Below are 12,007 nucleotides of genomic sequence, written 5' to 3' on the forward strand. Positions count from 1 at the left end.
TTAGGCCGCTTCATTATAATGAAACTTAACCAACAAGACCTTTCTTAGCAATGTACTCATCGTACGTGCCGTGGAAGTCTTCAACGCCATCTTTAGTGATCTCAATGATACGTGTTGCAACTGATGTTACAAACTGACGGTCGTGTGATACGAACATCAATGTACCTTTGAAGTTCTCTAGTGCAAGGTTCAAGGCTTCGATAGATTCCATATCCATGTGGTTGGTTGGTTCATCCATCAATAGAATGTTTGGACGTTGCATAATTAGCTTACCAAACAACATACGACCTTGCTCACCACCAGAAATCACTTTAACTGATTTCTTAATGTCGTTTTGTGAGAACAGCATACGACCAAGAATACCACGAACAACTTGCTCGTCGTCGCCTTCTTTCTTCCACTGACCCATCCACTCTAATAGCGTAATGTCTTCAGCGAAGTCTTCACTGTGATCCTGTGCGTAGAAACCGATATTATTGTTTTCAGACCACTTAATCATACCTGCCATTGGTTCCATTTGACCAGCAAGCGTATTAAGGAAAGTTGATTTACCGATACCGTTTTCACCGATGATCGCAATGCGCTCACCCACTTCTACCAATAGGTTAACACCATTGATAAGAATATTATCGCCGTAACCTTGCTTTAGGTTCTCAACTTCAAGTGCGTTACGGAACAGTTCTTTTTCCTGATCGAAACGAATGAATGGCGATTGACGGCTAGATGCCTTAACTTCAGAAAGCTGAATCTTATCTAATTGCTTTTGACGAGATGTTGCTTGCTTTGCTTTAGATGCGTTAGCAGAGAAACGGCTTACGAACGTTTGTAGTTCAGCCATTTGCGCTTTTTTCTTCGCATTATCTGCTTGTAGCTGATCACGAGATTGCTCTGCTGCGATCATGTATTCGTCATAGTTACCAGGGAACAGACGCATTTCACCGTAATCTAAGTCAGCCATGTGAGTACATACGCTGTTTAGGAAGTGACGGTCATGCGAGATAATGATCATTGTGCAGTTACGCGCAAGAAGAAGCTGTTCAAGCCATGCAATTGTATGGATGTCCAAGTTGTTCGTTGGTTCGTCAAGAAGCATAATGTCTGGGTTAGCAAACAATACTTGAGCAAGTAACACACGCACTTTAAGACCTGGAGCAACAGCACTCATTAGACCAAAGTGTTGATCTTCTGAAATACCAAGACCTAGAAGAAGTTCACCAGCACGTGCTTCTGCTGAGTAGCCGTCCATTTCTGCGAATTCAACTTCAAGATCAGCAACACGCATACCGTCGTCTTCTGACATATCAGGCATTGCGTAAATGCGGTCACGCTCTTCTTTCACAGTCCATAGTTCTTTATGGCCCATGATTACAGTGTCAACAACACTGTAGTTTTCAAATGCAAATTGATCCTGACCTAACTTAGCCATACGCTCGTTAGGATCAAGAGAAACAGTGCCACCAGATTGCTCTAGTTCGCCACCCAAGATTTTCATGAATGTCGACTTACCACAACCATTTGCGCCGATCAGGCCGTAACGGTTGCCACCACCAAATTTAACTGAGATGTTTTCAAATAATGGCTTATCGCCAAATTGCATTGTGATATTAGCTGTTGAAATCAATGTACTGTTTCCAAAATTTGTGAATATATCGAGCATTAAAAAAGCCGCTTCTTACAAGCGACTTTTCTCTAAATTGTTGTATAGTATAGCAGCTTTCGTGACACACATCACCTCAAAATTATCAGCTAAATAATACTGCAACGAGTCAGTCTACTGCTATTTCATCATGCAGCCATATACACATAACCGATAACTTAACCAACCACGATGGCGAAATAAGAATAATGAAAATTGATTTTATTATAATACTAGATGATAAAAGTCGCCCAAATAGTATATTGATTTAAGTTTATACTTATCAAGATGATACTTTTATGCACAGACAGTCTTTGGATAGTGGGTTGCCGCAAAATCAACATCAAATAAATACTTGGATACAGCACCTCAAGCAACGTGCAGATAACAATCCAATCCTCTTAGTACCACCGATCAAGGCATTACTTGAATTGGTTAAGCAAGACAAACAATTACTGTTACTTTCAAAGCAGATGTTTTGTCCTCCTCAGCAAACACAACAATTACAACTTAGTACGCTGGTGCTTCAATCTTTTGATGAGTTTATTGTGTTACTCAACGCAGTCATGACACAAGCCCCAGCCTATATTCGTTCTAATAACCTCACAGCTGAAGCATTTAACCCTAGCGGTTTTATAGGTCTACCGATTAATGCTTTGCTCACGGCAGCTATAACATCAACTGCAAGTCGGCATTTTTTTTCTAACCAGCTAGTCTGTCAACAATTTAAGAAAATATTGGCCTATTGGTCGGTTTATTTAACAAGTGAAGCATCACGTGATGTGTTGGTACAAGATTGTCTTAATCAAGAGCCTCAGATACTGGCATGGCTAAATCCAATCGTTCAAGAGCAAATAATAGACATTGCTTGTCAAGCTAGCTTTGATCCCGCGTTAAAAGCATTTCCATTTGAGCATTATTTTGAATGTGACCCAAATGATGAATTCTACGGTTTCAAATCGTGGGATGACTTTTTTACTCGAAAATTTACTTCAAGTATTCGCCCTATCGCCGCAGGTGAGGATATTATTGCTAACCCGTGTGAATCAGCGCCATTACAAGTCGTAGAGAATGTAGAACTAAATGCGAAATTTTGGCTGAAGGGACATCCTTATTCACTGAAAAATATGATGAATTTTGATCCTCTCGCTGAACAGTTTGTTGGCGGTACCGTATACCAAGCTTACTTAAACGCATTAAGTTATCACCGCTGGCACAGCCCCGTTTCAGGCACCATAAAAAAAATTGATATTGTTAATGGCAGCTATGATTATGCGCCAAGCTCGTCGCTACCATTTCTCACAGCGGTCGCAACCCGTGCGATTATTTTTATAGAGTCAGATAATCCCTATATTAGATTAATGTGTTTTATCGCTGTAGGGATCGCAGAAGTGTCATCTTGTGAAGTCACAGTCACTCAAGGGCAACATGTAGATAAAGGTCAGCAACTCGGTATGTTTCACTGTGGTGGCTCAACACACTGTCTTATTTTTGGCCCACACGTTAATCTTAGTTTTGATTTCCATCGTACTGAGCCAGGGCTTAATGCGACTAATATACCGGTCTGTTCTTGTATTGCCGTCGTTAATTGATAAATAAAAAAACACCTTAATACATCGCTGATAACGAAATATTTAAGGTGTTTTTATTATCATATTAATCAAATATCAATATGCTTAACGGCGACGATTACGGCCATTATTTGAACGTTCTTTATGCGCTGATGCTGCTTTTGCTTGCGATAGCAAAATAGATTCAACGGTTAGTTCCATTGGCGTTTTTGGCGTAATACCATGAGCAAAAGTACGCATGCGTGGTGGTAACTCAAATTCAGCCGCTGATGCGCGTGGCATACGCTTAAAACGAGACAGATAAAATGCCTCTACTTTCTCACGCGCCCACTCTGTTTTTTTCAAATATTTCACACTACTTGCAATTGAAGGCTTGGTATTAAAACAATTCATGCGCATTGCAGTATCAAGAATTTCCCAGCCATAATGATCAACTAATTCCGTTATCATTTTCTCTAAGCTAAGACCATGTAATGGATTATTTTGTAGTAATTGCTGCTCTAGCGTCAATTCTTTTGGCGCTTTTTGTTGTTGTGGTTGTTGTTCTAACTCTGACATCATTATTCCTAGCAGGTATTGGCTGAGTGCTAAGGTTATTATACTGGTAATAACTGACTACGCATCAATAAAAAAGACAAGATTTCTCTTGTTGACGCTCAATTGTCATTCATATTGATGATTTAACTAGCTTAAGATACCCTTACCACATAAACAATACCAATCAGTCGTTATGCATACAACGCTACAGGAGTCGACAATGAGCATGGATATTTGGTTAACCTTTTTATGTGCCGCTATTTTATTATCCCTCATCCCTGGTGCTGGGGCTATTTCAACCATGTCAAACACCATTAAACATGGCTTTAAAACGACATTGGTCGGTAACCTTGGTCTACAAACAGGCAATCTAATTAATATTATCATTGTTGGTGCAGGACTCGGGGCTTTATTGGCAGAATCTGAAACAGCTTTTAGCGTCATAAAATGGGGCGGGGTCTTCTATTTAATTTACCTTGGTTATCAAAAATTCCAAGAGGCTGGCACCATTAATTTAGATCAAGCCAATAGTGTTACCGCCTCTTATTCTCGATTGTTTACTAAAGCGGTTATTGTTAATATTACCAACCCTAAAAGCATCATGTTCTTGGTTGCCCTACTGCCACAGTTTTTAACACCGACAGGTTCGCACTGGTACCAACTGACCTTATTAGGTTCAACAATGATTACTGTTGATTTAGTTGTCATGATTGGTTATTCATTATTAGCAACCCGTTTAATGCGAATTGTAAAAGATGCGCGTCGAATGAAATTACAAAATCAAATTTTTGGTTCATTATTTATTGGTGCAGGCGCGCTATTAAGTTTTAGTCGCCATCATTAACGCTTATTTATATAGGCATAAAAAAAGCGAGCATCAAGCTCGCTTTTTTATCATTTAAATAATGCTTATTCCCAATCGAGAATAACTTTACCTGACATGCCTGAACGCATTACGTCAAAACCTTGCTGGAAATCATCAATCTTATAATGATGCGTAATAATCGGCGTTAGATCTAAGCCTGATTGGATTAAACTTGCCATTTTGTACCAAGTTTCAAACATTTCGCGACCGTAGATACCTTTAATGATCAAACCCTTAAAGATTACCTGAGTCCAATCAATACCCATATCTGATGGTGGAATGCCTAGTAATGCAATCTTACCGCCATGGTTCATACTTGATAACATGCTGTTAAATGCCATTGGATTACCTGACATTTCTAGACCAACATCAAAGCCTTCTTTCATGCCTAATTCAGCCATAACATCCGTTAGGTTTTCATTGGCAACGTTAACCGCACGAGTTACGCCCATTTCACGCGCAAGATTCAAGCGGTATTCGTTCACATCAGTGATCACAACATGGCGAGCACCAACATGTTTAGCAACAGCCGCAGCCATAATACCAATTGGACCAGCGCCAGTGATCAATACATCTTCACCAACAAGATCAAAAGATAAAGCAGTATGAACAGCGTTACCAAACGGGTCAAAAATCGATGCTAAGTCATCTGAAATATCATCAGGGATTTTAAACGCGTTAAATGCAGGAATAACCAAAAACTCTGCAAATGCACCTTCACGGTTTACACCGACACCGATAGTATTACGGCATAAATGGGTACGGCCACCACGACAATTACGGCAATGTCCGCATGTGATATGACCTTCACCAGAAACACGATCACCAAGGTTAAAGCCACGTACTTCTTGCCCCATGCCGACAACTTCGCCAACATATTCGTGACCAACAACCATAGGAACAGGAATGGTTTTTTGTGACCATTCATCCCAGTTGTAGATATGCACGTCAGTACCACAGATAGCTGTTTTCTTGATACGAATCAGTAGATCATTATGCCCCATTTGCGGCTTATCTACTTCCGTCATCCAGATACCTTCTTCAGGCTTTAACTTAGCAAGAGCTTTGATTTTCATAACACTTATTCCATAAAGCTAGAACAACCACTGTAGGCGTTCTATACAATAGCCTTAACAGATTGCTAAGGCCGTGCCGATGTTAACAACGAAAAACGAATTAAATAATAGCCATCTCTTTACCCACTTCGATAAAGACATCAATTGCTTTATCAAGCTGCTCACGAGTATGGGCTGCTGACATTTGAGTACGAATACGTGCTTTGCCGTTCGGTACTACTGGGAATGAGAAACCTACTACGTAAATACCTTTCGCTAATGCGCGCTCTGCAAATTCTGCCGCAACTTTCGCATCACCCAGCATGATTGGAATGATAGCGTGATCAGCACCAGCCATAGTAAAGCCAGCATCTGTCATACGGGTACGGAAATGAGCTGCGTTTAGCCATAAGTTATCACGTAAATCACCACTTTCAGCCAATAAATCAATAACACGGTTTGATGCGGCTACAATCGCAGGAGCAACTGAGTTTGAGAATAGGTACGGACGTGAACGCTGGCGTAACCAATCAATCACTTCTTTCTTACCAGACGTATAACCGCCTGATGCGCCACCCATTGCTTTACCTAATGTACCTGTAATGATGTCAATACGATCGATCACATTATGGTGCTCATGAGTACCACGACCATTAGCACCCATGAAACCTACTGCGTGTGAGTCATCAACCATCACAAGTGCATCATATTTATCGGCTAAATCACAAATAGCGGGCAGATTAGCGACGACACCATCCATTGAGAATACACCGTCAGTAACGATCAATGTATTACGTGCGCCAGCTTCTTTAGCAGCGATCAGTTGTTGCTCAAGCTCTTCCATATTGTTATTTGAGTAACGGAAGCGCATTGCTTTACATAAACGTACACCATCAATAATAGACGCGTGGTTTAGTGCATCAGAAATGATCGCATCTTCAGCGCCTAAAATCGTTTCAAATAAACCAGTATTAGCATCAAAACATGAGGTGTAAAGAATGGTATCTTCCATTCCTAGGAAATCTGATAATTTTTTCTCTAGCTCTTTATGCGCATCTTGTGTTCCACAAATAAAGCGAACAGATGCCATACCAAAGCCATGTTGATCCATGCCTGCTTTTGCAGCTGCAATCAATTCAGGGTGGTTTGCTAAACCTAAATAGTTGTTAGCACAGAAGTTCAATACTTCTTCACCCGATTGAATTGAAACTGCAGCTTTTTGCGCTGATGTAATAATACGCTCAGATTTGTACAAACCTTCAGCTTTAACATCTTCAATTTGCTGATTTATTTGCTTATAGAATGCAGAAGACATGTGTTCCTCACAGATTTATTGAATGGTTAAGAAAGCTAAATCGCTAATAAAACCTAAAAGCTACTCTCCTAGACCAATAGCACACTACAATCGCAGCATTAAATATTGGAATCTAGGTAGATAGAATTCCTTTTACACCTTTTTTATTTGAAAATCGTCAATTATTTGGTGTTTTTTATCAACTCTTTGAACTAGAACTTGATTGGTTACTTTTCAACATTCTAATTCAAACTCAATCACAGTATTATCCCATACCATGGAAAATGATTATTGACCCCTAGGCACAAATGAATGGAAACTAATAAGCTCATCGCACTAATGCCAGATCTGGCTGTTTTTATCGTGGTGGTTGATGAAGGCAGTTATACCGCCGCAGCTAAAAAGCTTAATGTCACCCCTTCCGCATTGAGTAAACAAATCTCTCGTTTAGAAACTGCGCTTTCAGTTAAATTATTAGAGCGAACCACACGCAAACTAATGATCAGCGAATCCGGCAAGCGCATTTATACTCAATGCACAACGATGTTTGATGCCGCCAAAAAGGCTATTGAAATATCACATTCAGAGCCGATAGTGCCAGCTGGAATGATAACGGTTGCTGCCCCAAAAGCATTTTTATCGATTGTATTACAACCTCTAGTCACGCCATTTTTGACTCAATATCCTGATATTCAACTAAAGCTTAAAGCCCGCGACGGTGAAATTGATATCCTTAAAGAAGGGATTGATGTGGTGTTTCGGTTGACTGAAAAACCCAGTGAAGATCTCGTTTTAAAACAGATCGGCAAAGTCGATCTTATGCTATGTGCTAGCCCTGATTACCTTACTCTGCGTGGTACGCCGACGACACCATTGGATCTTATCCATCATGACTGCTTATATTTAGGTGAAACCAGCACCGACAATATTTGGGAATTTGAGCAACAACAAACGCGACATCGAGTGACAGTCAGTGGTCGCTATGCGGTTAATCACTCTCAAATGCGACTTAATGGGGTAAAAGATAATTTAGGTATTGGTATCTTCCCTGATTTTGTGATCAAGGATGCATTACAACAAGGCAGCGTTATTCGAGTGCTACCCACATGGACAATCCGCGGTAATTATCACGGTGATATTGCACTACAATATGCGCCAACTAAATTTATGCCAGCACGATTAAGAGCATTTATCGACTACGTGATAGCAAATTTTAACTCGTAAATCATTGATTAATTAGGAAAATGTGCGTTTTTGTCACTTTTAGTTTTTTTTAAGCCTCATTTTTGTCGTGATGCTAAAGTTATCATTTTGACAATACTGATAGACTTAACGCATAAAAGGTCATCACAAAATAAAGGACAATCGGTCCTCTCAATGTATGCCTCCAATGATAAAAGGATAAGTGTTCATGCACTCAAAAATCATAGAAAATCATGATGAATTAATCCACTGGATGCGTTTAGTCGAGAATACGTATGGTCGTTCGATTCTAACTGATACCGCGATTCATTTTGTTTCAGGTACTTATGACGATGGTACAACCGGCCACATGATTGAAATATTTGATCTTGATGATGCGATCATTGCCAGCTCTGCGGTTAGTCATGAACTAGCTGAATTTGCAAATAAAATGAACAGTGTTGTTCAACAGCAAGGATCTCAAAGCCTAGCAGCTTCACGTGCCGTTATGCATTGATCGCAATAAACTAAATATTCCATCTACGCTTTATTTCTCAGTCACTTCTGATTAAAGTGACTGCATACCTTATACTGTGATCAGTATAATTAACTGGTTTAACGAGTGTAAAAATCACTGCTGTTAAATTGAAATATAGTGGGAATCGCGATGGAAAAATATATTGGTTTAATGTCAGGTACGAGTATGGATGGCGTTGACGCTGTTCTCGTTGAAATTAACAACAATAATATTCAGTTACTTGGATCGCATCCCTTTGCTATGGGTAATAACCTCAAACAATCTTTATTAGATATCTGTTTAGGCCAACCAACTAACTTACAAACATTAGGTGAACTCGACCATCGTTTAGGTCACCTTTTTGCTGATGCCGTATTAGCACTACTAAAAAAAACCAATACTCAAGCCGCTGATGTCACAGCTATTGGCAGCCATGGTCAAACGGTATTTCACTCGCCACATACTGAATATGCATTTACGATGCAAATTGGTGATGCCAATATAATTGCCGCAAAAACAGGCATTACTACCATTGCTGATTTTCGTCGTAAAGATATGGCATTTGGTGGGCAAGGCGCGCCACTGGTGCCCGCTTTCCATCAACAACTTTTTAGCTCGACCCAATGTACCCGTGTTATTTTAAATATTGGCGGCATTGCAAATATTACCGTATTAGAACCCAATAAAGCTGTAACAGGGTTTGATACAGGCCCTGGTAATATGTTGATGGATGCATGGATCAACCTCCACCAGCAAAAAAATTATGATGAAGACGGCAACTGGGCACGTTCAGGCAGCATTAGCACTCCATTATTAACACTTTTATTATCAGAACCCTATTTAGAGCAACCAGCACCTAAAAGTACTGGTCGTGAGTTGTTTAACCTCACATGGTTACAACAATACTTAACTGATCCTGCTATTGAGAAACTGCAACTTTCTGCTTGCGATATTCAAGCAACACTCACTGAATATACCGCCCAAACCATCGCTAATGAGGTTAAAAAAACGGGCTTAACAGCAACCGTTAATCCAAATGAACTCTTAGTTTGTGGTGGCGGTGCTCATAATTCTATTTTAATGCAGCGCCTGACAGAGTTACTCCCAAACTGGTGTGTTATGACAACCGCAGATCGGGGTGTCGATATTGATAACATGGAAGCAATGGCTTTTGCATGGCTGGCATACCGTACTATGCATCATCAATCTGGTAATTTACCCGAAGTCACAGGAGCTCGTCGCTTAGCGCAATTAGGGGCTATTTATCCTGCAGACTAAACATCGTATCTATCGATGATTATTTACCTTTGATGAGAATTAGCCATGAATAAACAAGCTGCAAACATTCCATATAAAAATCTAACCCTTATCGCTTGCTCTACTCAATATGAGCCTTCACAAGTGCCACAAGTAACGGCTATTTTGGCGCAACACGGTTATCAAGTCAGTTGCCAGTATTTACAACAAAATATCTCTGATTTTGGCTACGTTGATACCGATCAAGCACGAGCACATAACCTAATTCAAGCGCTCCTTGATCCGACAATTGAAGTGTTATGGTTTTATCGAGGTGGTGGCGGTGCATTAAACCTATTGCCATACCTACATCGTTATAAACAACAGCTATTAGCAATTCCAGCAAAAGTGATTGTAGGATTCAGTGATGTGACAGCTATTCATGGCTTTTTAAATAACGAGCTAGGATGGCGCTCTATTCATGGTGTAAATGCTAATAATCATCTTGAGATGGGTGCAACGAATCTACAGCCTTTGCCTGATATAACAGCGTTAATGACGCGAGGCGTTGTTTACGATAATGTCTTACCACTTAATGCATTAGCACAACAGGCTGCATCTATCAGTGGTACGTTAATCGGTGGTAATCATACGCTTGTGGCTGCAACATTTGGTACTCACTACCAAGCTGATTTTGAAGATAAGATCTTAATACTTGAAGATATTGGGGTCACCTTTCGTCAGCTAGATAGATATTTACAACAATTATTATTTCTAAAAGATGATAATTTAAAAGCAATTATTTTTGGTCAATATTATTCCATAGACCCAACCGACCAAGAACGCATGATGTATAAAGCGGTATTACAACAATTTGCAGCGCAATACGATAAGCCGGTTTATTACTTCCCTTTCTTTGGCCATGGAAAATATAACCAACCTTTTATTCTCGGTGAAAGTATCACGTTACAACGTAACCAAGATTCAACGGGATTAGACATGACTGAATACGCAACATGTATTCAAACTCCCTTTCACAGTAAATAAATCGTCATCATTTACCAATAAAAAAGGCTGCTGAGTAGTTCTCAACAGCCTTTCGATAGCTACGGTTTAAATAGTTACTTCGCTTGCGTCTTCAAGAATTTCTTCACTTTCTTCATTGCCATTTGGCGCTTAAGAGGTGAAAGATAATCAATGAAAAGAATACCTTTTAGGTGGTCAATTTCATGCTGGAGTGCGATAGCAAGAAAATCATCACGCTCAAGGTGAATATCATTACCATCACGATCAAGCGCAGTTAATTCGATTTTTTCAAAACGCTCTACATCTGCGTAGTAATCAGGTACTGATAGACAGCCTTCTTGACCAATCACTGGGTTTTCACCACGAACGATCTTAGGGTTAACGAATACCTGTGGTTCATCACGCTCTTCAGATAAGTCGATAACAATAATAGATTCTTTGCGGCCTACTTGAGGAGCTGCTAAACCAATACCATTACCCGTTTCGTACATGGTTTGTAGCATGTCGTCGATAAGCGTTTGGATATGTTCAGCTTTTACATCTGTTACTTCTTCAGCTTGAACGCGTAGCTTTGGATTTGGTTCGGTTAAAATTTCTAAAACTGCCATTTTATCTCTTACTTAATCTAGTATTTAGGTTACTTTGCAGTAACTTATCAGATTAACGCTCAGGATCATAATCCCAACGTATATTCTGTTGATGGTGCTATTTTACCTAGAAAATGGCCTCAGCAACAATTGATAATAACAATTAATCTAATAAGTGAATCTAATTCAATACTAAAACCATAATAAAAAAAGACCGTTTTATTAATATGTATTCATAATCTAGTAATAACTGATCTCGATGTTATCTCCTCTTTAAGTGTAGTGTTTTTTATATTTGCGCTTACTTTATATATTATTTCTGCTCAAAACCTCACCCCAAATAACCCACCGTTCAATTACGATTGAATAATGACAAAATTCAGTCAGATATTGACACTGCCTCGACAATTAATTGACACTGTAAGCATCTGTTTTAAAAGTTTTTTGTTACAAAATCACACTTCTAATCAATACCTATTGTGATAGCATTTATTCGCTCTT

Annotated in this window: 11 protein-coding genes; 6 read left to right on the top strand and 5 right to left on the bottom strand. The window is 39.5% G+C overall.

Features of this window, described 5'->3' with window-relative positions:
• Positions 1-25 precede the first annotated feature (25 nt).
• The gene (locus PPBDW_RS09055) at positions 26-1,621 is read right to left on the bottom strand and encodes an ABC-F family ATPase (RefSeq protein WP_036794968.1); all 1,596 of its coding nucleotides are present in this window, start codon (positions 1,619-1,621) and stop codon (positions 26-28) included.
• Between the two features lie 314 nt (positions 1,622-1,935).
• Between PPBDW_RS09055 and PPBDW_RS09060 the strand changes: the two genes are divergently transcribed.
• Positions 1,936-3,228 carry a phosphatidylserine decarboxylase family protein gene (locus PPBDW_RS09060; protein WP_036794970.1) on the top strand — a complete coding sequence of 431 codons (1,293 nt, stop codon included), beginning with the start codon at positions 1,936-1,938 and terminating at the stop codon, positions 3,226-3,228.
• A gap of 84 nt (positions 3,229-3,312) precedes the next feature.
• Here PPBDW_RS09060 and PPBDW_RS09065 read toward each other — a convergent pair whose 3' ends face one another.
• Positions 3,313-3,765, bottom strand: coding sequence for a VF530 family protein (locus PPBDW_RS09065; RefSeq protein ID WP_373455513.1), 453 nt, complete (start codon positions 3,763-3,765; stop codon positions 3,313-3,315).
• Positions 3,766-3,964: 199 nt separating this feature from the next.
• Between PPBDW_RS09065 and rhtB the strand changes: the two genes are divergently transcribed.
• Positions 3,965-4,588, top strand: coding sequence for a homoserine/homoserine lactone efflux protein (rhtB, locus tag PPBDW_RS09070; protein WP_036794971.1), 624 nt, complete (start codon positions 3,965-3,967; stop codon positions 4,586-4,588).
• Between the two features lie 65 nt (positions 4,589-4,653).
• Here rhtB and tdh read toward each other — a convergent pair whose 3' ends face one another.
• Together tdh and PPBDW_RS09080 are read right to left on the bottom strand one after the other, a co-directional pair.
• Entirely contained in the window at positions 4,654-5,685 is a 1,032-nt protein-coding gene (gene tdh, locus PPBDW_RS09075; protein ID WP_036794972.1) for an L-threonine 3-dehydrogenase, read from the bottom strand.
• A 100-nt stretch (positions 5,686-5,785) separates the two neighbouring features.
• Positions 5,786-6,979: a glycine C-acetyltransferase gene (locus tag PPBDW_RS09080; protein WP_036794973.1), complete on the bottom strand. Its 1,194-nt coding sequence runs from the start codon at positions 6,977-6,979 to the stop codon at positions 5,786-5,788.
• Between the two features lie 291 nt (positions 6,980-7,270).
• Here PPBDW_RS09080 and PPBDW_RS09085 point away from each other — a divergent pair, with 291 nt between their 5' ends.
• The 4 genes from PPBDW_RS09085 (at position 7,271) to PPBDW_RS09100 (ending at position 10,940) form a co-directional block, all read left to right on the top strand.
• Positions 7,271-8,182: a LysR family transcriptional regulator gene (locus PPBDW_RS09085; protein WP_036794974.1), complete on the top strand. Its 912-nt coding sequence runs from the start codon at positions 7,271-7,273 to the stop codon at positions 8,180-8,182.
• A 187-nt stretch (positions 8,183-8,369) separates the two neighbouring features.
• Entirely contained in the window at positions 8,370-8,657 is a 288-nt protein-coding gene (locus tag PPBDW_RS09090) for a hypothetical protein (RefSeq protein ID WP_036794975.1), read from the top strand.
• Between the two features lie 150 nt (positions 8,658-8,807).
• Positions 8,808-9,935, top strand: a complete 1,128-nt coding sequence (locus PPBDW_RS09095) for an anhydro-N-acetylmuramic acid kinase (protein WP_036794976.1) — start codon at positions 8,808-8,810, stop codon at positions 9,933-9,935.
• 45 nt (positions 9,936-9,980) lie between these two features.
• Positions 9,981-10,940, top strand: coding sequence for an LD-carboxypeptidase (locus tag PPBDW_RS09100; RefSeq protein WP_081045054.1), 960 nt, complete (start codon positions 9,981-9,983; stop codon positions 10,938-10,940).
• A gap of 74 nt (positions 10,941-11,014) precedes the next feature.
• Here PPBDW_RS09100 and def read toward each other — a convergent pair whose 3' ends face one another.
• Positions 11,015-11,527 carry a peptide deformylase gene (gene def / locus PPBDW_RS09105; protein WP_036794978.1) on the bottom strand — a complete coding sequence of 171 codons (513 nt, stop codon included), beginning with the start codon at positions 11,525-11,527 and terminating at the stop codon, positions 11,015-11,017.
• Positions 11,528-12,007 lie beyond the last annotated feature (480 nt).

The sequence above is a fragment of the Photobacterium kishitanii genome (assembly GCF_000613045.3).
In the GTDB taxonomy this organism is placed as follows: domain Bacteria; phylum Pseudomonadota; class Gammaproteobacteria; order Enterobacterales; family Vibrionaceae; genus Photobacterium; species Photobacterium kishitanii.